Source organism: Pseudomonas germanica, from assembly GCF_019614655.1.
Lineage (GTDB): Bacteria > Pseudomonadota > Gammaproteobacteria > Pseudomonadales > Pseudomonadaceae > Aquipseudomonas > Aquipseudomonas neuropathica.
This window is the reverse complement of record NZ_CP071586.1, coordinates 1,141,880-1,165,293: the sequence shown is the minus strand read 5'-3', so window position 1 is coordinate 1,165,293 and position 23,414 is coordinate 1,141,880. Positions and strand designations below refer to the sequence as shown.

26 protein-coding genes and 1 other RNA gene are annotated in these 23,414 nt (G+C 58.1%); 25 read left to right on the top strand and 2 right to left on the bottom strand.

Annotation, left to right across the window (positions count from 1 at the left end; translation table 11 throughout):
* Positions 1 to 35 precede the first annotated feature (35 nt).
* Complete coding sequence (locus J0G10_RS04995; RefSeq protein WP_007915207.1) at positions 36 to 803, bottom strand: FCD domain-containing protein; 768 nt, start codon at positions 801 to 803, stop codon at positions 36 to 38.
* 262 nt (positions 804 to 1,065) lie between these two features.
* On the opposite strand from J0G10_RS04995, the gene J0G10_RS04990 reads away from it, so the two are divergent.
* The 24 genes from J0G10_RS04990 (at position 1,066) to J0G10_RS04875 (ending at position 20,962) form a co-directional block, all read left to right on the top strand.
* Positions 1,066 to 2,760: a lactate permease LctP family transporter gene (locus tag J0G10_RS04990; protein ID WP_095049703.1), complete on the top strand. Its 1,695-nt coding sequence runs from the start codon at positions 1,066 to 1,068 to the stop codon at positions 2,758 to 2,760.
* A gap of 150 nt (positions 2,761 to 2,910) precedes the next feature.
* Entirely contained in the window at positions 2,911 to 3,735 is an 825-nt protein-coding gene (locus J0G10_RS04985; RefSeq protein WP_099757966.1) for a (Fe-S)-binding protein, read from the top strand.
* Entirely contained in the window at positions 3,732 to 5,186 is a 1,455-nt protein-coding gene (locus J0G10_RS04980; protein ID WP_095125367.1) for a LutB/LldF family L-lactate oxidation iron-sulfur protein, read from the top strand. The genes J0G10_RS04985 and J0G10_RS04980 overlap by 4 nt, the downstream gene beginning before the upstream one ends.
* Positions 5,186 to 5,857, top strand: a complete 672-nt coding sequence (locus J0G10_RS04975; protein WP_095049701.1) for a LutC/YkgG family protein — start codon at positions 5,186 to 5,188, stop codon at positions 5,855 to 5,857. Before J0G10_RS04980 ends, J0G10_RS04975 begins: the two co-directional genes overlap by 1 nt.
* The gene (locus tag J0G10_RS04970) at positions 5,854 to 8,664 is read left to right on the top strand and encodes an FAD-binding and (Fe-S)-binding domain-containing protein (protein ID WP_220557711.1); all 2,811 of its coding nucleotides are present in this window, start codon (positions 5,854 to 5,856) and stop codon (positions 8,662 to 8,664) included. The genes J0G10_RS04975 and J0G10_RS04970 overlap by 4 nt, the downstream gene beginning before the upstream one ends.
* Positions 8,665 to 8,794: 130 nt before the next feature.
* Positions 8,795 to 9,073, top strand: coding sequence for a hypothetical protein (locus J0G10_RS04965; protein WP_095049699.1), 279 nt, complete (start codon positions 8,795 to 8,797; stop codon positions 9,071 to 9,073).
* A gap of 96 nt (positions 9,074 to 9,169) precedes the next feature.
* Positions 9,170 to 9,558, top strand: a transfer-messenger RNA (tmRNA) gene (ssrA, locus tag J0G10_RS04960).
* Between the two features lie 166 nt (positions 9,559 to 9,724).
* A complete protein-coding gene (locus J0G10_RS04955; RefSeq protein WP_220557709.1) occupies positions 9,725 to 10,960 on the top strand; it encodes a tyrosine-type recombinase/integrase in 1,236 nt (411 codons plus the stop codon).
* Positions 10,961 to 10,972: 12 nt separating this feature from the next.
* Positions 10,973 to 11,569, top strand: coding sequence for a hypothetical protein (locus J0G10_RS04950; protein WP_220557707.1), 597 nt, complete (start codon positions 10,973 to 10,975; stop codon positions 11,567 to 11,569).
* A gap of 125 nt (positions 11,570 to 11,694) precedes the next feature.
* Positions 11,695 to 11,958 (top strand): helix-turn-helix transcriptional regulator, encoded by a 264-nt coding sequence (locus tag J0G10_RS04945; protein ID WP_220557705.1) that lies wholly within the window; start codon positions 11,695 to 11,697, stop codon positions 11,956 to 11,958.
* The gene (locus J0G10_RS04940) at positions 11,959 to 12,330 is read left to right on the top strand and encodes a hypothetical protein (protein WP_220557703.1); all 372 of its coding nucleotides are present in this window, start codon (positions 11,959 to 11,961) and stop codon (positions 12,328 to 12,330) included.
* Between the two features lie 472 nt (positions 12,331 to 12,802).
* Entirely contained in the window at positions 12,803 to 13,048 is a 246-nt protein-coding gene (locus J0G10_RS04935; RefSeq protein WP_220557702.1) for a hypothetical protein, read from the top strand.
* Positions 13,045 to 13,377: a hypothetical protein gene (locus tag J0G10_RS04930; RefSeq protein WP_220557700.1), complete on the top strand. Its 333-nt coding sequence runs from the start codon at positions 13,045 to 13,047 to the stop codon at positions 13,375 to 13,377. Before J0G10_RS04935 ends, J0G10_RS04930 begins: the two co-directional genes overlap by 4 nt.
* Before the next feature lie 3 nt (positions 13,378 to 13,380).
* On the top strand, positions 13,381 to 13,668 hold the full coding sequence (locus tag J0G10_RS04925; RefSeq protein WP_220557698.1) for a hypothetical protein: 288 nt from the start codon (positions 13,381 to 13,383) through the stop codon (positions 13,666 to 13,668).
* Positions 13,661 to 13,888 (top strand): hypothetical protein, encoded by a 228-nt coding sequence (locus tag J0G10_RS04920; RefSeq protein WP_115988427.1) that lies wholly within the window; start codon positions 13,661 to 13,663, stop codon positions 13,886 to 13,888. The genes J0G10_RS04925 and J0G10_RS04920 overlap by 8 nt, the downstream gene beginning before the upstream one ends.
* A complete protein-coding gene (locus J0G10_RS04915) occupies positions 13,885 to 14,766 on the top strand; it encodes a toprim domain-containing protein (RefSeq protein WP_220557696.1) in 882 nt (293 codons plus the stop codon). The genes J0G10_RS04920 and J0G10_RS04915 overlap by 4 nt, the downstream gene beginning before the upstream one ends.
* Entirely contained in the window at positions 14,753 to 16,546 is a 1,794-nt protein-coding gene (locus tag J0G10_RS04910) for a DUF927 domain-containing protein (protein ID WP_220557694.1), read from the top strand. The genes J0G10_RS04915 and J0G10_RS04910 overlap by 14 nt, the downstream gene beginning before the upstream one ends.
* Positions 16,547 to 16,643: 97 nt before the next feature.
* Entirely contained in the window at positions 16,644 to 16,880 is a 237-nt protein-coding gene (locus tag J0G10_RS04905) for a hypothetical protein (protein WP_220557692.1), read from the top strand.
* 18 nt (positions 16,881 to 16,898) lie between these two features.
* A complete protein-coding gene (locus J0G10_RS04900) occupies positions 16,899 to 17,210 on the top strand; it encodes a hypothetical protein (RefSeq protein WP_220557690.1) in 312 nt (103 codons plus the stop codon).
* Positions 17,207 to 17,815 carry a hypothetical protein gene (locus J0G10_RS04895; RefSeq protein ID WP_220557688.1) on the top strand — a complete coding sequence of 203 codons (609 nt, stop codon included), beginning with the start codon at positions 17,207 to 17,209 and terminating at the stop codon, positions 17,813 to 17,815. The genes J0G10_RS04900 and J0G10_RS04895 overlap by 4 nt, the downstream gene beginning before the upstream one ends.
* A gap of 111 nt (positions 17,816 to 17,926) precedes the next feature.
* Positions 17,927 to 18,277, top strand: a complete 351-nt coding sequence (locus J0G10_RS04890) for a hypothetical protein (RefSeq protein WP_220557687.1) — start codon at positions 17,927 to 17,929, stop codon at positions 18,275 to 18,277.
* Positions 18,278 to 18,280: 3 nt separating this feature from the next.
* Positions 18,281 to 18,880 carry a tail assembly protein gene (locus J0G10_RS04885; protein WP_220557685.1) on the top strand — a complete coding sequence of 200 codons (600 nt, stop codon included), beginning with the start codon at positions 18,281 to 18,283 and terminating at the stop codon, positions 18,878 to 18,880.
* A gap of 68 nt (positions 18,881 to 18,948) precedes the next feature.
* Positions 18,949 to 19,302 (top strand): hypothetical protein, encoded by a 354-nt coding sequence (locus J0G10_RS04880; protein WP_220557683.1) that lies wholly within the window; start codon positions 18,949 to 18,951, stop codon positions 19,300 to 19,302.
* 211 nt (positions 19,303 to 19,513) lie between these two features.
* Positions 19,514 to 20,962 (top strand): hypothetical protein, encoded by a 1,449-nt coding sequence (locus J0G10_RS04875; RefSeq protein ID WP_220557681.1) that lies wholly within the window; start codon positions 19,514 to 19,516, stop codon positions 20,960 to 20,962.
* Positions 20,963 to 21,054: 92 nt separating this feature from the next.
* Here the strand turns inward: J0G10_RS04875 and J0G10_RS04870 are convergent, their stop codons facing one another.
* Positions 21,055 to 21,459 (bottom strand): hypothetical protein, encoded by a 405-nt coding sequence (locus J0G10_RS04870; RefSeq protein ID WP_220557679.1) that lies wholly within the window; start codon positions 21,457 to 21,459, stop codon positions 21,055 to 21,057.
* Between the two features lie 653 nt (positions 21,460 to 22,112).
* On the opposite strand from J0G10_RS04870, the gene J0G10_RS04865 reads away from it, so the two are divergent.
* On the top strand, positions 22,113 to 22,979 hold the full coding sequence (locus tag J0G10_RS04865; protein WP_245398021.1) for a competence protein CoiA: 867 nt from the start codon (positions 22,113 to 22,115) through the stop codon (positions 22,977 to 22,979).
* The last annotated feature ends 435 nt before the right edge of the window (positions 22,980 to 23,414 follow it).

The window sequence follows — 23,414 nt, the reverse complement described above, 5'->3', positions numbered from 1 at the left end:
AGCTGCCGCAGGCTGCGATCTTTTGCTTTAAAGAATTACATCCCCTTGCGCCGCTCCGCTCGAGCCATGCGCTGAACCTCCTGCCGCACCTCTTCCAGCACTTCCTGCACATACAAAATATGTCGGCTGGAAACCTCACGTGCCTGCTCCGCACGACCTTCAATAATCGCCAGATACAATTCCCGATGCTGGGTGATCAGCATGTCGCGGGTTTCCGTGCGCTGCTTATACATGCCGCCGATGTTGGTAACGACGTTACGCTTGAGCAGATCAAACAAGCCACGAATGGTGTGCAGCAACACCGCGTTATGGCTGGCTTCGGCAATCGCCAGGTGGAATTTCGCATCCGCCGCGCCCTCCTCCGCCCGACTGACTTCATCGTGACGCGAATAGCAGTCCTGCAGCTCTTCAAACGCGGCGGTCAGCCGCTCACGATCGACATCGGTGGCGCGCAATGCGGCGTAATAGGCGCACGATGCCTCCAAAGTATGCCGAAACTCCAGTAGATCGCGCTGTGCTTCAGGATTGCTTTCGAGCAACTGCAGCAGCGGATCACTGAACGTCGAGCCGAGGCTTTCCACGACATAGTTGCCGCCGCCCTGACGACTGACCAGCAGACCTTTGGCCGCCAGTTTCTGGATCGCTTCACGCAGCGAAGGCCGTGATACGCCAAATTGTTCTGCCAGCGTGCGCTCCGCCGGCAACCGCTCACCGGACTTCAGCGTGCCCTCAAGGATCATCCCCTCAAGTCGCTCGACAATATCGTCAGACAAACGGCGCTGACGTATCTGATCAAACCCCATAACTCATTTCTCCACGATCCCGACCGCTCGCCGGGCTCTCTATTCTGGCCTATCGGCGCCTTGCCGACACCTACCAGACACCACTTGCCCAAACCAGATCAGATGCGATCTGCACCGCTTGTTCGACAAAAGTTTCAGGGCGACAAATTGACACACCGACACCAAGGCTTTTACCCTAGCCAACAGCGATTGTAAATTGGTCTTACCAATTATCCAAGAACGCTGACAGTGCCTGACCAACAACAATTAGGGGCCACCCCATATGCAAACCTGGCAACAGCTTTACAGCCCGCTCGGCAGTCTCGGCGTGTCCGCACTCGCGGCCGTCATCCCCATCGTGTTTTTTTTCCTCGCATTGGCGGTGTTCCGCCTCAAAGGCCATGTGGCCGGGAGCATCACCCTCGCCCTGTCGATTGCCGTGGCGATCTTCGCGTTCCAGATGCCGGTCGATATGGCCTTCGCCGCCGCCGGGTATGGTTTCGCCTACGGTCTGTGGCCGATTGCATGGATCATTGTCGCGGCGGTGTTCCTCTACAAACTGACGGTCAAAAGTGGTCAGTTCGAGGTCATTCGCAGCTCGGTGTTATCGATTACTGACGACCAGCGCCTGCAAGTGCTGCTGATCGGTTTCTGCTTCGGAGCGTTCCTGGAAGGTGCCGCCGGTTTCGGCGCACCCGTGGCGATTACTGCCGCGTTGCTGGTCGGACTGGGCTTCAACCCCCTGTACGCCGCTGGCCTGTGCCTGATCGCCAACACCGCACCGGTAGCGTTCGGTGCACTGGGGATCCCGATCATCGTCGCCGGCCAAGTCACCGGTATCGACGCGTTCAAGATCGGCGCCATGACCGGTCGCCAACTGCCGCTGCTGTCGCTGTTCGTGCCGTTCTGGCTGGTGTTCATGATGGACGGCCTGCGCGGCGTACGTGAAACCTGGCCAGCGGCGTTGGTTGCGGGCCTGAGCTTCGCCATCACCCAATACTTCACCTCGAACTTCATTGGGCCAGAACTGCCGGACATCACCTCGGCGCTGGCCAGCCTGATATCGCTGACCCTGTTCCTGAAAATCTGGCAGCCAAAACGCACCGCAGGCGCGCAAATCGCCGGCGCCACGTCGAGCGCAGCGATCACCGCCAGCGTCGGCGGTTTCGGCCAGAAGCGCACCACCGTGGCGTCGCCTTACAGCCTCGGGGAAATTTTCAAAGCCTGGTCACCGTTCCTGATCCTCACCGTGCTGGTAACGATCTGGACGCTGAAGCCTTTCAAGGCGATGTTCGCCGCTGGCGGTTCGATGTACAGCTGGGTGTTCAACTTCGCGATCCCACACCTTGATCAATTAGTGATCAAAACCGCACCGATCGTAGCCGTCCCGACTGCCATTCCAGCGGTGTTCAAACTCGATCCGATTTCCGCGACCGGCACGGCGATTTTCTTCTCCGCGCTGATCTCGATGCTGGTCTTGAAGATCAATTTCAAAACTGGTCTGACCACTTTGAAAGAGACCTTCTACGAACTGCGCTGGCCAATCCTGTCGATCGGCATGGTGCTGGCGTTCGCCTTCGTCACCAACTACTCCGGCATGTCTTCGACCATGGCGCTGGTGCTGGCCGGTACGGGCGCAGCGTTCCCGTTCTTCTCGCCATTCCTCGGCTGGCTGGGCGTATTCCTCACCGGTTCGGATACTTCGTCCAACGCCCTGTTCAGTTCGTTGCAAGCAACCACTGCGCACCAGATCGGCGTCAACGACACCTTGCTCGTGGCGGCGAACACCAGTGGCGGCGTGACCGGCAAGATGATCTCGCCACAATCGATCGCCGTGGCCTGCGCCGCGACCGGTCTGGTGGGCAAGGAGTCGGATCTGTTCCGCTTCACCCTCAAGCACAGCCTATTCTTTGCAACGATTGTCGGCTTGATCACCCTGGCCCAGGCCTACTGGTTCACTGGCATGCTGGTGCACTAAACCTACAAGAAACACAGAAAAAACCGACGCCGGCTCGTGATGCCGGCGTCAGCAATTCACAACCCGGTCTGTAAGGCTGCTGAAAGCAACGCTCTTTATATTCAGCAGCCGCCACAGACGGATAACCGGGCCCACCCGGAGACACGCCTGATGAGCGAGCTTTTTTACAACGCTGTGCCAAACGCGACGCGCGTGGCACCGCCACTGCCCGAACCTCGGCAATACCCCAGCGAGAAACCGTCGCGGGTCTACCTGTTCGGCACGTGTGTGGTCGACCTGTTCTACCCCGAAGCCGGGATGGACGCGATCCACTTGCTGGAGCGCGAAGGGATCCGGGTCGAGTATCCGCAAGGGCAGAGTTGCTGCGGCCAACCGGCCTACACCTCGGGTTACACCGAGCAGGCGCGGACGGTGGCGCGCTCGCAACTGGCGCTGTTTGCCGGGGATTATCCGGTAGTGGTGCCGTCGGGTTCCTGCGCCGGCATGCTGCGCGAGCATTACGCCGACTTGTTCAAGGACGAGCCGGAGACGTTGAAACAGGTTCAGGCCCTCGCGGCCCGCACCTATGAACTGGCCGAATTTCTGCTGTTCGTCTGCAAGGTGCAACTCAAGGACAGCGGTGAACCGGTCAAAGTCGCGCTGCACACTTCGTGTTCGGCACGCCGCGAAATGAACACCCACCTGCACGGCCGCGAGTTGTTGGCGCAGTTGAGCAACGTGGAACGGGTCAACCATGACCACGAAAGCGAATGCTGTGGCTTCGGTGGGACATTCAGCGTCCGTATGCCAGACATTTCCGGCGCGATGGTGGCTGACAAGACCCAAGCGTTGAAGGATTCAGGCGCGCACAAGGTGTTGAGCGCCGACTGTGGCTGTTTGATGAACATCAACGGCGCATTGGAGAAACAAAAAGAAGCGCTGCGCGGGCAACATCTCGCGAGCTTCTTGTGGCAGCGAACCGGAGGTGCGCAATGAGCACTTCCGCGATTATTCCTACGGTCGCCGTAGAAGAAGATTTCCGCGCCCGGGCACACAATGCCTTGGGCGATCAGCAGCTACGGAACAATTTCCGCACTGCCATGGACTCACTGATGGTCAAGCGGGCAGCCGCTTTCAGTGATGCCCACGAAAGAGAACATTTGCGCGCACTGGGCAATTCGATCAAGGCCCGCGCGCTGTCCAAGCTGCCCGACCTGCTCGAGCAACTGGAACAGAACCTGACCCGCAACGGTGTGACAGTGCACTGGGCGGAAACGGTGGACGAGGCCAATGGCATCGTCTTATCGATCATCCGCGCTCACGAGGCGCGGCAAGTGATCAAGGGCAAATCGATGGTCAGCGAAGAGATGGAGATGAACCATTTCCTCGAGGCTCGGGACATTGAATGTCTGGAGTCCGATATGGGGGAATACATCGTCCAGCTCGACCACGAGAAGCCTTCACACATCATTATGCCGGCGATCCACAAGAATGCCGGTCAGGTCGCGTCCTTGTTCCACGACAAACTTGGCGTGGAATACACCAAGGACGTTGACCAACTCATTCAGATCGGTCGCAGAGTCCTGCGGCAGAAATTCTTCGAAGCGGACATCGGCGTCTCCGGTGTCAACTTCGCCGTCGCCGAAACCGGCACCCTGCTGCTGGTGGAAAACGAAGGCAACGGCCGCATGACCACCACCGTGCCGCCGGTGCACATCGCCGTCACCGGCATCGAAAAAGTCGTGGAAAACCTGCGTGACGTGGTGCCGCTGCTGTCACTGCTGACGCGCTCGGCGCTGGGCATTCCGATCACCACCTACGTCAACATGATCTCCGGCCCGCGCAAGGAGCACGAACTCGACGGCCCGCAGGAAGTGCACCTGGTGCTGCTCGACAACGGTCGCAGTCAGGCCTTCGCCGACAGTGAATTGCGTCAGACCTTGAACTGCATCCGCTGCGGCGCCTGCATGAACCATTGCCCGGTCTACACCCGCGTCGGTGGCCACACCTATGGCGAGGTGTACCCGGGACCGATCGGCAAAATCATCACCCCGCACATGGTCGGTCTGGCCAAAGTCCCCGATCACCCGAGCGCTTCGTCGCTGTGCGGTGCCTGCGGTGAAGTGTGCCCAGTAAAAATTCCGATCCCGGCAATCCTGCGGCGCCTGCGCGAAGAGAACGTCAAAGCCCCGGACAGCCCGAATCAAGTGATGCGCGGCCAGGGCAGCAAGTATTCGCGCAAGGAACGTTTCATCTGGAACGCCTGGGCCAAGCTCAACAGCTCTCCGACCTTGTATCGATTGTTCGGCTTCTTCGCCACGCGCCTGCGTGCCCTGACCCCGAGCAATGTCGGCCCATGGACACAAAATCACAGCGCGCCGAAACCCGCTGCCCGCTCACTGCACGACATGGCCCGCGAGCATCTGGCCAAACAGGGAGACCGCTGATGAGCGCCAAGCAAAATATCCTCGGCAAACTGCGGAAAAGTCTGACTGGCGCCACACCGATTGCCGACAACTTCGATGTCGATCTGGTGACGCAGCCTTACACCTACAGCGCCGAACAACGCATCCCGCAACTGCGCAAATTGATGGAAGCGGTGCACACCGAAATCCACCTGACCTCGGGCGAAGAATGGCCGGCACTGCTTGCGCAATTGTTGCGCGACCGCCAGTTGCCGAGTCTGTTGATCGCACCGACGACAGCGCACGGGCAGAAAATCACACAGCATTGGGCGAACAATCCTGATCTGCCGACACTGAAATCCTACGACCGGCCAATGGAAGAGTGGAAAGCCGAACTGTTCAACGACACCCCGGCCAGCCTCACCGGCACCCTCGGTGCAATCGCCGCCACCGGCAGCCTGATCCTCTGGCCAACCCGCGAAGAACCGCGTTTGATGAGCCTGGTCCCGCCGGTGCATTTCGCCCTGCTCAAGGCCAGCGAAATCCGTGACAACTTCTATCAGGTGCAAGAGGAATTCGCGTGGGCCCAGGGCATGCCGACCAATGCTCTACTGGTCTCCGGTCCATCGAAAACTGCCGACATTGAGCAAGTACTGGCTTACGGCGCCCACGGCCCGAAAGACCTCGTAGTTCTCATCCTGGAGGACCAATGACGCTTCCGGTGAATTTCCTGCGTGATGCGCAACAACTGATTCCGGCCGAGCGCCGTTTTGATGACCCGTTATCGACCCTGGCCTTTGGTACGGATGCCAGTTTTTATCGACTGATCCCGCAACTGGTAATCCGCGTCGAGTCCGAAGATGAAGTGGTGGCGCTGCTAAAACTGGCTCAGCGCGACCATGTTCCAGTGACCTTCCGTGCGGCGGGCACCAGCCTTTCCGGTCAGGCGATCAGCGATTCCGTTTTGATCGTGCTTGGGGATAACTGGAACGCTCGCGAGATTCGCGGCCAAGGCACGCAAATACGCCTGCAACCCGGGGTGATCGGCGCACAGGCCAACGCATGGCTGGCACCGTTCGGGCGCAAGATCGGCCCGGATCCGGCGTCGATCAACGCCTGCAAAATCGGCGGCATCGTCGCTAACAATGCCAGCGGCATGTGCTGCGGCACCGCGCAAAACACCTACCACACGCTGGCCGGGATTCGCCTGGTGCTGGCCGATGGCACGCGCCTGGATACCGAAGACGCTACAAGTGTCGCGGCATTCCGCGTAAGCCACGGCGATCTGCTCGAACGCTTGGCGACATTGGGCCGCGAGACCCGCGCCAACGCCGAACTGGCTGCACGAATCCGCCACAAATACCGTCTGAAAAATACCACCGGCCTGTCACTCAACGCCTTGGTGGATTTCGATGAGCCTGTGGATATCTTGAGCCACTTGCTGGTCGGTTCCGAAGGCACCCTCGGCTTCATCAGCGCGGTGACTTACGACACCGTGATCGATCATCCGAACAAGGCGTCGGCACTGATCGTGTTCCCGGATGTGGAGACTTGCTGCAACGCGGTCACCGTGTTGAAAAGCCAACCGGTGTCCGCCGTAGAGCTGCTCGATCGGCGTAGCCTGCGCTCGGTGCAAGACAAACCGGGCATGCCTGCTTTCGTACAACAGCTGTCGAACAATGCCTGCGCACTGCTGATCGAATCCCGCGCCGCATCTTCCACTTTGCTGCAGGAGCAGCTGGGGCAGATCATGGCGTCGCTCAGCGACTTCCCAGTGGAGAAGCAGGTCGACTTTACCGAAGACCCTGCCGAGAACGCCAAGCTCTGGGCGATCCGCAAGGACACCTTCCCCGCCGTAGGCGCAGTGCGCAAAACCGGCACCACGGTGATCATCGAAGACGTGACCTTCCCGGTCGAACAACTGGCGATCGGCGTCAATCGCTTGATCGAGTTGTTCGACAAACATGCCTACGACGAAGCGATCCTTTTCGGACACGCACTGGAAGGCAATCTGCACTTTGTCTTCACCCAAGGCTTCAACAACCCAGAAGAAGTCGCACGCTATCAAGCGTTCATGGATGACGTCGCGCAACTGGTCGCAGTGGAATTCGGCGGCTCGCTGAAAGCCGAACACGGCACCGGTCGCAACATGGCGCCGTTCGTGGAACTGGAATGGGGCAGCGACGCCTATCAGTTGATGTGGCAGCTCAAACGTCTGCTCGACCCGAATAGCATTCTCAATCCCGACGTGGTGCTCAGCGAAGATCCGCAGATCCACCTCAAGCACCTGAAGCCGCTGCCGGCGGCGGATGAGATTGTCGATAAGTGCATAGAGTGCGGCTTCTGCGAACCTGTCTGCCCGTCAAAAGGCCTGACCCTCAGCCCGCGCCAGCGCATTGTCATCTGGCGCGATATTCAGGCGAAAAAACGTGCAGGTGTCGACACCACCGAACTGGAAAAAGCCTACGAGTACCAAGGCATCGAAACCTGCGCCGCCACTGGTCTGTGCGCGCAACGTTGCCCTGTAGGCATCAATACCGGTGAGCTGGTGAAAAAGCTGCGTGGCCGACACGCCACGCATCAGAAAACCGCTGACTGGATCGAAGGAAATTTCGCCAAGACCCTGCAAGGCGCACGCTTCACCCTACACGTGGCCAACGGCGCACGAATGATGCTCGGCGCACCGCGTCTGGCGAAACTTTCGGCAACCATTACGCGCCTGTCCAAAGGTCAGGTGCCGTTGTGGACGAATGCGATGCCGCAACCGGAGAAAGCCATTCGCTTCAGCCCCAGCGTGTCGGACGAGCGCCCGCGCGTTGTCTATCTGGCCGCGTGTGTGTCGCGAGTGATGGGCCCGGCGGCGGGTGACAAAGAGCAAATGTCGCTCTACGACAAAACCCGTGGCTTGCTGGAGAAGGCCGGCTACCAAGTGGTCTTCCCGGACAATCAGGACAATCTCTGCTGCGGCCAGCCCTTCGCCTCAAAAGGCTACGCCGAACAGGCCGAACACAAACGCCAAGAGTTGATCAGCGCACTGCTGCATGCGAGTCGCGGCGGACTCGATCCGATCTACTGCGACACCAGTCCGTGCACGTTGCGCCTGGTGCAGGATGTCGGTGATGTTCGTCTTGATCTGTACGATCCGGTGCGCTTCATCCGAACGCACCTTCTTGATCGACTCGACTTCACCCCGCAAGAGGCACCGATTGCCGTACACGTGACCTGCAGCACGCAGCATCTGGGCGAAAGCCAGGCGTTGATCGATCTGGCGCGCAAGTGCAGCAACAACGTGGTGATCCCGGAAGGCATTCATTGCTGTGGGTTTGCCGGGGACAAAGGCTTCACCACGCCGGAGCTGAACAGCCATTCGCTGCGCACGCTCAAGGACGCGGTGCAGCATTGCAGCGAGGGGATTTCCACCAGCCGCACCTGTGAGATCGGTCTGACGCAATATGGCGGAATTGACTACCACGGACTGGTCTATCTGGTGGATCGAGTGACCCGGGCGAAGGCTCGCTGAAGAAAAATAGAACCCTTGAGTTCGACTGTAGTCCACAGAATAACCCCGACTGATCGGGGTTTTTCTTCCATACGGTTGCCCGTCCTGACGGCCAGCGAAGTCTGGACCCACTCGGTTCAAGGAGATACACATGAAACGTTCTGTACTGTTAGGTCTGTTCGTTACTGCATCGATGATGGCGTCCACTTCGTTTGCTGACGGCAAGCCTGCTGACCTGTGTGATGCCAATATTCAGACCATCAACAATGCCAAGGGCCAGCTGTCAGCGAACCCGGAACTGAGTCAGCGTGCTAACGCCAGTGTGAGCAAGGCCGAGGCGCTCAAGGCTCAAGGCAAAATCGACGATTGCATTGCGGAAACGTCGCAAACCATCGTGGAATTGCGCAAGTCCACCGGTACCAACAACTGATCAGCGTCCCGGCCAACCTTCGGGTTGGCCTTGTGGGCCGATTGGCGTACACTGCACACGCTTGTTGCTCAAACAGATGTACTGAGCAATGAGTTCGGGGCCGTTTAGGATTCGACGCCGGTTGCGAAACTTTAGGTGCATGCCGACTTGGTAACAGAAGTCGTAAATCCACTGTTGCAACTACTTATAGTTGCCAATGACGACCAATACGGTGTTGCTCTCGCTGCTTAATTGCAGCTGACAATGCTCCTGGTACCTTCGGGTCCAGCAATCATCAGGGGATGTCTGTAAACCCAAAATGATTGTCATATAGAACAGAATCGCCGTGCAGTACGTTGTGGACGAAGCGGCTAAAACTTACACAACTCGCCCAAAGCACCCTGCCCTTCGGGTCGCTGAGGGTTAACTTAATAGAAACGGCTACGCATGTAGTACCGACAGCGGAGTACTGGCGGACGGGGGTTCAAATCCCCCCGGCTCCACCAAATAGCTGTTTAGACCTGTCTCGGACAGTCTACGAAACACCTCAAGAAGCCCGCCTAGTGCGGGCTTCCTTGTTTCTGGCTGTATCTCCTCATCTACCCCTATACGTACTGCCCGTGTATCCTGCCGTGTATCTTCTGTAGAAATTGAAACTAGGGGGTACAAGGAATGAAGCGCAGCGAAATCAAGCGCCGCCCGCTGGCCGACACAGTGCTCTCGACACTTGAGCCTGAAGAGAAGGAGTACCGTGAGCATGACGGCGACAGCTTGTATCTGCGCGTCCGCCCGGACGGAAACAAGTCATGGCAGCTGCGCTACAAAAAAGCTGACGGCAAATGGTCGTGGCTGGGTTTGGGCAGCTATCCCACGGTCAGCGGCGCCATGGCTCGCAAGAAAGCGGCAGAGTTGCGAGCAGACGCGGCGCAAGGCAGAAATCCACTTGCGACCAAGCGCTCCAGAAAAGCGGCTGAAGACGAGGCCGCCGGCCACACATTTGAGTCACTTGCTCGTGAGTGGTACGCGGCCAAGCGCAAGAGCTGGACTGACGGCACCGCGGTACGAACCATTGGAGCTCTGGAGCTTCATGTTTTCCCGGTCTTTGGCAAACGCATCTATCGCGAGATCCTGCCAATGGAATGGATGGAGTTTCTGCGGGCGATGGAGCAGAAAGGGATCATCGAGCAGACAAGCCGTGTCCGCGGTATGTGCCGTGAGATTTACGACTTGGCACGCGTCACTGGTCGCGCAACACACAACCCTTTGGAGGGACTGCACAAATTCCTCCAGACCAAAGCCGCCGAGAACTATGCCCATGTATCTCCAGAGGAGTTACCACCCCTCCTAAGGGCGATTCGAGCGTATCCAAGCGCAACCGATATCCGCATAGGTCTTCACCTACTCTCCATGCTCGCTTGCCGCCCTTCAGAGTTACGCGAAGCACGCTGGTCCGAATTCGACCTAGATAAAGCCCTGTGGTCGATCCCGGCCGAACGCATGAAGCGCCGACGGGAACACGTGGTGCCACTGCCAACTCAAGCTATCGAGTTGCTGCGTAATTTGCAGGCGCTCACCGGTGCCTACCCGATGCTGTTCCCAGGCCGGAGCGATACAACCAAAGCTCGCTCCAATACGGTATTCCTGATGGCGTTGCGTAGGCTCGGATATGAGGGCCGGCAAACTGGACACGGCTTCCGCCATATTGCTTCGACGATTCTGAACGAGCACGGGTTTGACGAAAATCACATCGAGGCCCAACTATCTCACGTCAAGGAAGGCATTGCCGGTGAGTACAACAAAGCGATCTATCTGCCTCAGCGTACGACCATGATGCAATGGTATGCCGACTACCTTGATAGCCTCGCGTGCGGCAGTGTCATCCTGGGCAACTTTGGCAAGCGTGCTTAATTGGAGTGACGAATGAAGCCCATTGATACACAAATGCTCACTCCTGCAATGCGACAGTTGCTCAGAGCCAACGAAAGTCGGAAGAAGGTCAATCGCGATCATAGCCACCCTGTGGACATGGCCGATCTGCAATGCTTGGCATCACATAACTTAGCGTGCGCTCAGAGAGAAAAGGACGCTCGCAAAACGGCGTCGCACTACGACACCACCTTGACCGAGATCGCAGTTTTGGTGAAAGAACATCCAGATGCGTCACAGAAGATTCTAGATATCGCATTCAACCTGCTCGGGCTTGATTCAGTCTTGCTCGGAGGGAATCTGTTGGCGAGACATGACCAGCAGCTTGCGTCAATGAGGCCACTGGCGGCACAGCACGCCGCGAAAGCCTCGACCATAGAGAGAGCCCGAACGATTGCTTCGAAGCTTTGGGGAGACGATACGGAAAGGAAAATTCGAATAGGAGATATGGCTGAAAGCGCCTATAGGACGCTGGCGGCCGAAGGCTATTCGGAGACACTTCCTGAAACAGTGGAAAGAGTTAAGGAGTGGATTAAGCCCATCGCTCCAGAGTACGCGCGCAAGGGTGGGCGCCGCAAAAAAAACCCTTAACCGTTCCATCTACTACCTTTTCAGCAACGGATACCTGGTTATCCGTTGCTGCCGGCAACTTTTTAAGCTGTCGACTTCTTAGCACTGTGTCTCCCGTCATCTACAGCTATTACGGGAAGCACAAAATGCACACCATTCACACACCGCACCAACCCTCTGCCGCGCATAATTTCGACCCAGCAATCACCCTGATTCGCATGCCAGATCTGGAGGCCATCACCGGCCTCGCCCGCCCCACTGTGTACAAACGCCTCAAAGACGATCCGACCTTTCCCCGCCCGGTGCCGCTGAGCAACAGCAGGTCGCGCGGCTCGCCGGTGGGCTTTGTGCTGGCCGAGGTACAAGCCTGGGTACGCCAACGCATCGCCCTGCGTGGAGAGGCTGCATAAATGACCGACCAAAAAAAAGGCCAACCCATTAAGGCCGGCCCGGAAAAATCTCTCGCCGATAGTATCACCGCCAACACCGGGAAAGCGCCTACAAAGATCAGTCGCGTCCTAGGCTATATGCTTCAGGATCGTAGCCTCAACCGCTTCGAGGCTGAGCGCCTGGGCGACCATTGCCTTCACAGCACAATCAGCAGCCTGACCCATAGCTACGGCTTGAAGTTTGCCCGCCAGTCGGAGCGCGTGCCAAATCACTGGGGGCTGCCTTGCCTTGTGACTCGGTACAGCTTGCCGCTCACCGAGTACAAGCGCGCCAAGAGCGTGCTGGCTTTGCTTAAAGGGGCAGGAGCATCTCGCCGTCAGGTGGCCGCATGAACGCCTTGCTCATGACCGGCGATGAACAGTCCATAAGTTTTCTTGCCAGCAGTCGTTCCCGTCGGTATGGTTCATCTGTCGCTGCAAATTCAGCGACCGGGCGTAGGAACCCGAGAAGCAAAAGGCGCAACAGCGCCCAGATCACTTCTGCAGGCGTTTTTTTTCGCTTGCAGTTCCGTGTTATGGCGGCTGTGTGCGGGCAGGCTTCGGCCTGGCCGGGCTCCTTTTGCCCCGGTATTCCTACCCCGCGCACAGCTGCCACCCAATCCCGTAGGAAGGATCGTGGCAGCTCCTCGTTAGCAGAAGGAGCTTTACAGATGCCGGCCCTCATTCCGTCCGCAATTCGCGCCTTTGCTCACCGCCGTATGGCCTTGAGCGCCCTCCGCGCAAACTCGTCCCTCTCCGTCCGTCTCGCCCGCTACAACGCTCACATGACCATCGTCCGCACTTTGGAAACATCGGGGAACGTGCAATGAGCCAGCCAACCGCTCGCATCGCCGACGATGCCCTTGAGCTGCTGCGCGCCACACACGAACGCATCAGCAATATGCGGGTGTTGTTCAACGCGATCACGAAGGACCTGAAGCACGGCAAGTCGCACGATATCGAAGAGCTGGCCAGCCTGGGCAGCTTCCTCGGGTACGACTGGGCAAACTATGTGGACAGCGAAGTCGAGCAGATGCAGAAGGTGCTGGACGGCGCGGAGGTGGCCAAATGAGTGCCTCAATCCGATCACGGGAGCACCTGAGTTTCACGAAGCGCGATCCCGAAGGACGACTGATCAACTGGCCTCGGAATAATCCCGGCGTAGCGGCCGACTGGCAGAAGGGTATCGAGTTCTTCGAACGCGAAGTATTCGAGCTTGCCGCCCACGATGAGACCGAAGCGTTCAACGCTATTCAGTTTGCCATTGCCGGAATGGGCGGGCGCACCACCAATCTTGAAATCGGATTTATAGATCGCGTGTCGCGTGCTGCGGTACTTGGTTTGCGCGTGATTCGCGGCGGCGCAGCGCGGTTCGAGCCGAAAGACTTCGAAGAGATTTAAAACATGAAAATTCAAAATGGCGCATCAGCGTCGACGGGATCGGCTTGCCTGAAGAAAGCCACCGAACTGTTTTACGTCACTCACCCGAAGGTGCCCAAGGCACTGCTGGGGCCATTTTTGAACGAGGCCGACGCAGAGTGCGGGCGCGTAGTTATGCGTAATGCTGATGCTCAGGTGACGGCCTGTCTGGTTGACTTAATAGACGACATCACCCGCTGGCACGGTGTGAACAACGGCCAAGTTTGCCGGGCCTTTGCTGGCGCTGATCGCCGGGAGGTCAGCCATGGGTGATGTGACCCCAATCAAGCGCAAAGGGAGTGGCGGCCCACCCGCTGCTGGCGCTCATATCGACAGCGCCAGCTATGTGCTGCTGGTGGAAACGCTGGTCGGCTTTCTGGAACTGCGAATCTCGGAAGGCGACCAGGGCCGCCACTGCGATGAGCTGGAGCGCCTGACGCAGAAACTGGAGAACTTGGCCAAGCGGTTTACCCCGCCGAAGGGGGCCGCATGACTGACGCAGCGATTCTTTTCCGTGATGCGCTTCAGGCTTTCTATGGCCAGCTCGACTGGCTTCCCGTGGCCGACGGCACTATCCACCGGTTCCGTGTACCGGAGGACAAGCCCGGCTCACTCAACGGCTGGTACGTGCTGTATCTGGATGGCATCGCGTCCGGAGCGTTCGGCAGTTGGAAGGCCGGAGGCGCCAGTACCTGGTGTAGTCGCGAACCGGTGGACGCTCGCGAAGCGGCCCAGATCCGCGAACGTGTTGAGCTGGCCAGGCGCCAGCGAGAGGCCGACCAGCGCCAGCGCCATGAGCGAGCGGCGGCAAAGGCCAATCACTGGTGGCGCAACGCGCGCCGCGCATCACCAGACCATTCGTATCTGGTGGCGAAGGGCGTTCGCTCCTACGGCTTGCGCCAGCGTGGGGCTGAACTACTCGTTCCGCTGTACCTGGACGGTCAGTTGGTCAACCTGCAACGAATTGCTCCGGACGGCGAAAAGCGCTTCCTGTTCGGCGGCCGGATCAAGGGCACCTATTCGCCGCTGGGCATCATCGAGCCAGATTCTGTGCTTTGCATCTGCGAAGGGTGGGCGACGGCCGCCAGCCTCCACCAGCACGGCGGCTATGTCGTTGCTGCGGCTATGAACGCGGGTAACTTGCTCCCGGCGGCGACTGCCCTTCGTGCTCGCTACCCGGACCAGCCAATCGTAATCGCCGGCGACGACGACCGGCTCACCGATGGCAACCCGGGGCGCGCAGTGGCAAACGCAGCGGCCGCAGCCGTGGGTGGTCAAGTGGCTTTTCCTGAGTGGCCGGAAGGCGCCCCCGATGACCTCACCGACTTCAACGACCTCGCCAACTGGAAGCTCGCCCATGTCCAAGCCTGACACCAACGTGATCAACCTTCGGCCGGACGCCGCGACCATTGCGCCAGATCGCCCCTGCTGGGCGGTGTATGAGCATTGGGTGATCAACGAGAAGGGCCGCAAGCTTCGCCCAGGCGTTTACTGGCATAGCTTCAAGCGCGCTGCCGCTGACCAGGACGACGCCGAGAGCGATACCGGCGACCGGCCTATCACCGATGAGTGGATATCCAGCCCCGTCACAGTCATCGCTCGCACCACAAACAGCGACGATGGCAGCGAAGGTCGATTGCTGCGTCTGGTCACCGAGGGCGGCATCAAGGAGTGGATCATCGCCATGGAGGTGTTCGGCGGCAGCGGCGAGGACGCCCGGCGCGCCTTGTTCGGGATGGGCGTCATTATTGCCCTCAAGAAACGCGGCACGTTTATGGAGTACCTGCTCGACCAGCATCCTGCAGAAGTGTTCGCCACCACAAGCCGGCCGGGTTGGCATGAATCGGGGGCGTTCGTGCTGCCCGGGAGGACAATCGGCAGCGACAAAGTGCGATACCAAGCCAGCAACAAGGCGCAGGTTCTTTTCAGTCGCCGCGGTGAGCTGGCTCTATGGCAAACAGAGGTGGCCGCGAAGTGTGCCGGCAACCCGGTGCTGACACTAGCGATTGGTTGCTCACTGGCTGGCCCACTGCTGAGTTTGGTGGGCGTGCTGGGCGGTGGTGTTCACCTGGTGGGCGATAGCTCGAGCGGTAAGTCGCTGGCGCAACTGATCGGATCGTCGGTATGGGGCGACCCGGGCGTGTTCGCCGCCAGTTGGGACATGACCAAAGGCGGCCTGGAGATCGAAGCGTCGAGCCGCAATGACACCATCCTGCCCTTGGATGAGATCAAGCGCGCCGACCCCAAGCGCGTACAGGAAATGGCCTACTCCCTCGCCAACGGACAGGGCAAAGGCACCATGACGCGTGAGCGTGAGGGACGGGCCAAACTGAGCTGGCGCCTGCTGACCCTTTCCAGCGGTGAGCGCTCACTCTCTGAGCACGCGGCCATATCCGGCAATGCCGCTCACGCCGGCGCTGAGTTGCGCATGGTCGACGTTAACGCCGGCACCCGCACGCATCGTGCCTTTGACGAATTGCACGGGCTTGAGGGTGCGGACTTTCACCGCCAGCTCACCGTGGCCGTCGGCGCCCACCATGGCCACCTCGGGCCAGCGTTCGTCGAGAAGCTGCTCGCCAGTGACGACCGTACCGGACTGCTCGAAGACTTCGCCGGAGTACGAGCCAGCTTTGTGGAGGACAACGCCCAAGCGGGACGCGTGGCCGATCGGTTCGCCGTTATTGCCTTGGCGGGTGAGATGGCCATCGCCTACGGGCTGCTCCCATGGAAGCCGGGGATTGCTCTTGCCGACTGCCGTTTGCTCTATGGCGAATGGCTTAGTCGGGTGGGTAGCGGTAATGCAGAAGACCGCCAGATCCTCGCCGGAATTCTCGACTTCATCGATCGCCATGGCAGTAGCCGCTTTTCCGATGTCGACGACGTGACGCCTGACACCAAGGTCTTCAACCGGGCCGGCTATTGGGAGCTGACGGGCAATAACCGCCTGTACCTGTTCAACAAGCCGGCACTGATCGAGGCCGCTCACGGCTACGGCCTGTCTCGCATCATCAAAGCGCTGGAGGGCGCGAACGTCCTCACCCGCCGCGACAACGAACGTAAAACCAAAAACTACCGGCTCCCCGGCGGTGGCCAGGCGCGCCTGTACGTGGTCGATCCCGAGGCAATGGACCGCGAAGGGGGTGGTGTATGACTCCTCCACTCGGACAATTTAGCATTGCCCAAATCCACAGGAACCTAGAATCACTGGCAACAGTGGCAACACCGGCAACGGCCTTGTGGGACGTGGCTTGCAGCTGTTGCCACCCAATAAAAAAAGTGGCAACAACTGGCAACGCACACCTAATTTTCGACATAAGGGACCGGCTTGCTCCCTCTGTTTGGTTATCACTGTTGCCGGTAAAAATCCGGTGGCAACAATTTGGAAGCATCGGCAACGCTTGGAGGCCACGGTTTACGCGACTGTTGCCATTGTTGCCGCTGTTGCCGGCGTTTTTGAATTCACAGGAACATTGGATTACGAGTAATCAGGGCGAGGGGGCGTTATGAGTCTCCTTTCCGCCCTGCTCGATCACACGCCGCCGGCCATTGCTGGGACCGACTCACCAAAAGTGGCAAGTCATCCTCAACCTCGCACCCGCCAAGTGCTGGCCAACCGCGAGCGCCCTGCCCAGTTCGTTTCCGGCCCACACTCCAGTGCCACCACAGCCACAAACGAGTGGCGACAGGCCCGCGACCACTACTTCAACCACATCATGGTTTGCCGTTCCTGCTACGCGCCCACCGGCCGCCATTGCACGGCTGGCACTCACCTGCGCGCCAGCTACGACAACACCCCCATGGAAGCGCACCGATGACGCCCAGCCTTGTCACCCGCCTATGCAACATCGCTTTGAAGCCTGGCATCAGCGCCGCCACACAGCTCACCACCACCCGACGGATCTGCCGCGCCATTGCTGACCAGCTCGACGTTATCCGCTCTGACCGGCGAGCAATTCGCCGCGAAGCCCGCAAGTTGAAAGCGTTCCAGCCCTTCACCCGGCGAGCGATCGAGGAGCTGGAGGAAAGGGCGCGGGAACACCAAGAGGCTATCCACGCCGGAGCACAGGATGCGCTCGCCGGGTTCGGCCAATCGCTAATGTTCGACCGGGAAGGGCTGGCGCAGGCGTTGGGATTCGACCGGATGTGCGATTTGCTGGGCGTCAACCCAATACATCGCCAGCAGGCTAGCGCAGACGGTGACACCAGCCTTCGTGGAGTGGCCTACCTGTCCCAGCTCGAGGACAGCGCCGCCCGCAAGAGTGATAACTGGGGCACCGGTGGCCCGCTGTATCGCGCCTGCCACGCCGCCATGATCCGGTTCATCAGGGAATGCCCAGAAAACCAGTTGCCCGACCCATTCGCCCCTGGTGCTCCGTTCGGCCCGAAGCTCCCGCCCACGCTGAGCATCGTCGGCAAGTAGGCAACCCATTACGCGACACGTTTTGCGAATCACCAAAACGTGTCGCGACACCGAGCAGCACAAGCGGGCAGCGGCCCATCAATGGCGCTAAGGCGCCGAAGGAGGAAACACATGTCACACCACATCCGCTTCGCCGAAGCGTGTAAGGACACAGATTTCAACGCTGACCCCAGCACGATCGGCGGGTACATCGTCTGGACCGTACAGCATGTGCGCGATGGGGAGCGGGTAGAGATCGAGGGGCCTTTCTTCACTGAGGAAGAGGCCAGGATCTCCGCCGAACTGATGCGCATCGAATACCGGGGAGCTCGGGCGTACAAATCGACTCACTGTTCGGCCTGGAATCCCGACGAGAAACGTGAGATCGCAATTCGAGACGACGCAATGGCCACCCGCATGATCCTTGCCGGCCAGCTCGGCATGCAAATCCACGAACACAGCGCTCAGAGCGCCCAGGAGTAAGAAATGGCAATGGCAACCAACCTTGGCAACAAAACCTTGATCCTGCTGGGCGGCAGTGCTGGCAAGCTCTTTGGTCGAGAACACCTCTACGAACTCTCAACGGGGGACGTTCGCGAAGCGGTGAAGGCCGTCGACGTAAATCACCCTGGCTTTGTGAAGTACCTGGCTAACGCCAAGAGCAAAGGCTTGGAGTTCGTCGTTTTCCGTAATCGGAGAAACGTTGGCGAGCGCGACTTAAAGCTGGGTGGGGCACAGGAAATTCGAATTGTTCCTGTAATAGCAGGCAGTAAGCGCGCCGGCGCTCTGCAGACAGTGATCGGAGTTGCGCTTATCGTCATAGCATCGTTCATGACCGCTGGCGCCGCGGCGACGGCGGTCATGGGGGCGGGGATTGGCACAGCCGCCGGCGGCGTTATCCAGATGCTCAGCCCGCAAGTATCAGGCTTGAAGCAAAGCGCTTCCCCCGAAAACTCACCGAGCTACAGCTTCGGATCTGCGCGTAACACCACCGCTTCCGGCAACCCGGTACCGATCTGCATCGGCGAACGCCGGTGGGGTGGGATGATCATCTCGGCCTCAATCTACGCCGAAGACAAGGCGTAACGCGGTTATTGGGCTTTCAGCGAGCGCATGGTAGCGTCACGGATTTATCAGTTACGGATGACGCCACCATGCGCTTTCTTGAAGCAGCCGTTCTCGCCACTTCGACCCTTACTTTGGCTGGGTGCTACTCGCCGAGCGCACTCATTGAAAAAGGGCCTGCGCTTTCAGAATCCTCCACCAAAACACCTAAGAACTTCGCTCTATGTGTTTTCCCTCAATGGCAGGAGTATCGACCAGACGCCACTATGTCCGAAACAGAAACGGGTTATCGAATAATCAGCGGCAACGACATGAACACCAATGAGATCTTGAGCATCAGCAAAACCGCCTCGGGCAGCTCGGTGAAATTTTACCAACGCGCCTACCTCGACTTCGGTTCAGGCAAAGAGAGCGCATTGCGATCGACTAAAGCGTGTCTTTGAATAGATGCCTGGGCGCGGACATAGACCAGACTGCCGCACTGGGACCATATAGTCTGTCTCGCCCGGTGGTAACCAAGCGTGGTAACAACTTTCGGTAACCATCCCCAGCGTCGCCTCACAGACCTGCCGGTTTCGGTGACACGTCCGCGCGATGTCAGGTTTTGGCTTTGGTCGAATACACGCAACTCGACGCCTGTATTAGGAGAGTTTCATGGAACGAACGAAATTCGAATTCGCGCTCTGCGGCATTTGGGCGAGATTCAAACAATCCGACCAAAACCAAGTGAAGCTAGAAGACATTGAAAGCTGGGCGGTAGCGAAAGGGTTAGCAGTATCCAAAGTCGAGCGCAAAGACGTTGGCAGGTTCGGAAAAACGGATTGCGTGGTAATTCACACTGAGCAAGGCAGCGCGTGTCTGCCGGTGGATTCCGAGGAAAACCGATTAACTTGGAACAAGAGGAACGAGGCATATTTAAAGATCGCAGAAACTTGGGCAAAGCTAGAGTGGTTCTCGCCATTTTGGGTTTGCGGAAAAGATGTCACAACGATCCTCGCGGACTGCCAGCATCGACCTGCTGAAGATGCGATTAAGTTATTTAACTACCATACGTCCACCATTTATACGCTTTCCTATGAGGCCGTATGCATAGAACAGATAATGGGCGGCTCTCCGTGTCTTGCTGACATACAGCCACTGGCTCGAGAAGCGTATTTGGCATTTTACGCCGGTTACAAGTCGGCGAGTATTGCTGCGTTAATCCCTGCCATTGAGGGCGGAATATCTGCGATGCTTCCTAAGGACACGCAATCTTTAGCCACCATGGAGCGAGTGAACAGAGCCATCGCTGGAGCTATCAAGACAGCCGCAGAGCTTCACTTTGAGGGCATGTGGACTCCTAGCACGTACAAAACAACTGCATATCTTTTCGGCTTGGACGAGATGGTTTTCGCATTTGAAACGTTCCGCCGATGGTTACAGGACTCGTTCTTCCAAAATTCCGACGCCTACAAGGGGGCTGCTCGTCTGAACAGACACCACTTTGCACATGGGTTGTCCCCCGAATGGCAGCAAGCCAATCTATCGAGGTTGATAGTCGCTATCGCCACCATCGGTCTTGTCGAATCGTGGTATCACCAAAATAGCTCCACGTCAGTTTTTTTCCCGACTGTGAACAAAGAAAGCACGCTTTTATGGGAGCAGGCGCTTCTTCATGGATCGGCACAGATGGTGATCAAGCTGCTGGAAGAAAAGCAGTATCAACAAAACGGATTATTGGTCCCCAAACTGCCAACCGATGACGGATCTACACTACGAAAAGCCTTACTGATGAATGATTGTATAGCGGACTTGGTGCGTCCTCTGGGAAACGCCGGATGGGCCGTTGAGTTTATTGATGATTCAAGTGATCTATTTCTGAAAGTTAAAGCGACAAGCGGAACCCGCTCATTCAACGTGGCGCTCCTATACAGCTGTGGGAGCGATAACAGTTTGTACAGGGAGCTGGAAAAGGATTGCGCAGCCATCCTGTATAGAGGCGGCCCATACCTCCAAGAGTATTTCGCCAGAGATATGAAGGTCCACGTTGGCCCAGTCACAGGCTGGCAACCGCCGTCCACGGTCGATCATGGAGAGGAAGATTTGGGCACCGAATCTCAATAACTCAAACCGTCACGGCCGATCCGTTGGGCAACGGTGCCAGCCTCGTGGAGGCGCCCTTTTCGTTCAAGTGGACATATGCGCGCGGTCTACGCTCAGGACCTCTCATCCTCGCTGAGAATATGAGCCTCGAGGTTGTGAAGCGTATACGAGAGATCCCCAACGGGGTCGTACAGCTCGCGCCCCCACTTATCACTCTTTGGATTCGCATTAACGGCGAGCCTGAAATTGGCCGACGCGGAACGGAGCCCTGGACCAAAGTACATTTCCTCCAAACGGGTTTGTTCTTGTTTTCGCCGGGACATGGTTCCGTGCTTAGCGGCGTTTTTTATTTCTTCCTTGATCGACTTCAGCCGAGACTGAAGGGAGGCAATCTCAGTTGAGGAGAATAACTTTCCAGCATCTCCCTCCCGCATGAGAGCCTCCAACTGATCGTGCAAACGGCGAATCTCATCAGCCATTTTCCGAGCTTCAACAAGATCGATAGTTTCTGTAGACATGCGCCGCTTCCTGCTTGGGTTGAAGGTAACCAATAGCGGCATCCCTCACAGATTTCAACCATCGAGCAGCAGATCGGCCGGTATCCAATTTGGTATCCACCATCTGTTAGCAAAGTCTTGTACGCGGAGCATCGCTGGCAGGGCACCATCGAGCCACGTATCCAGCCAGTGACCAGTCGCGGTGACCACTAGTAGTGACCACACCCCACGCCCACCGACGCATTCAAAGCTGATTGTGAAAAACCACCCCATGAATGACCTTTCGCGCACGTCTTCACGCACGATCTTCACGCACTCAGGAGCCCGCGAAGTCCCTGTGGGAGCGAACTGTTTGACGTCGGTACGCAGCCAGGTACGCACGATGGGCACGCACTCGCAGATGCATGCCGGCCGCAAGTTCGCACTACTGGTTCGCACCCTCCTACGCGAAGCTGGTGCGAACCTGGCTGGCGGTTACCAGCGCGGTTACCAGCAGCCAACAGATCGAACATTTTCAAAACGCTATGTTTCCACTGCGATATCTAATAAAAACAGGTCTTTTATACCGAAAACATTGAGCGAGGAAGGCATATCATCTGGCTATGCGGCGCCCCATGAAAAATGCACGTGACCTATTCAGCTACATTGATTGACATCATCAAAGGGAGTCGACTATGCCTTCCATGGAAGTAGCGCTTGTGAACGGAGAGCGCGCAGCGCCAGCGCCAGCCCTGAAAGGCGAATGTCCGTTATGCGGAAAGCCCACACAGGCGAAATGCGGACCAATTATCCGCTGGCACTGGGCGCACGCAGGCCGGCGGCACTGCGACCCGTGGATGGAGAACGAAGGCCCATGGCACCGCGCCTGGAAGGCACTGTTTCCATTTGAATGGCAGGAGGTCGTTGCCCACGACGCCAAGGGTGAGAAACATATCGCCGACGTGAAGCGGCCTGACGGGACGGTGGTAGAATTTCAAAACTCTCCGATGGGCATCGAGGAAATGAATAGTCGCGAGACGTTCTATGGAGAGCGGATGATCTGGATCGTGAACGGGGAGAAGTTCAAGGAGAACATCCGAATCGGTGACGCTCTACCTGATCGTGATCATCCGAAAGTCAGAGAATTCAAACTGGCCATGCCGGTATACGCTCCATGGACAAACGTATGGCGGAAACCCTGCCTAGATGGGGGCGCCTTCGCATACTTTCGTAGAAGCGATATCGCTGCCGCTACTACATCACGGCCGATGCTGGAGCTCCTCCACGGCAAAGACTTTGAGGGAGCAGTCCAGGAGTCGTATCGCGGGCAACACACATGGTCCTGGCGGAAACCACGCGAAGGCTGGTTGTTATCCCAACGAAACGTAATATTTGATCTCGGCGAGAGTGGGATGTGGGCGATCGGGGAATATGACCAAGTTCCATGCCTTCAGCGAATCTCTCGCCGCGCCCTCATGAAGTCGCTGCTGTCTGGCGCAGCGCCCGACCTCACCTGGTCACTCGCCCCTTATACCGACTGGATGATGCCCGAACATCTTTGACCACGCTTTGACGGAATCTGAGACAGGCATGAGACGGAATCCGCGCAGCGCAACTGTCTGAGGCTTATTCCGCGCGCGTGGCGTCAAAGGTCTCATACCCATGACAGACCCCAGACAGATTCTGGACAGGCTCTGGACGGATTGATCGTGCACATTTCGGTATATGCCGGCTGGACGCAGCAATCATCAACGGCGGGGCAATACGGAAGGCTTACGGTTAGCGGAGCTGTCCAGAAGGGGTGGGCGGATATCAGTGAAGGAGCGACCATCAACCTTGACCACCCTTGACAGGGCCTTGACGAAACATCGAGCAGATATTGACGGTTTTCGCCAGCGCCGCCAACCACCGATACTGTCAAACCCACGCACAATAACGCTTCCAGCCATTCCCGTTGCTCTATATGCGCGAGTCTCGTCAATAATTAATGGCCATGG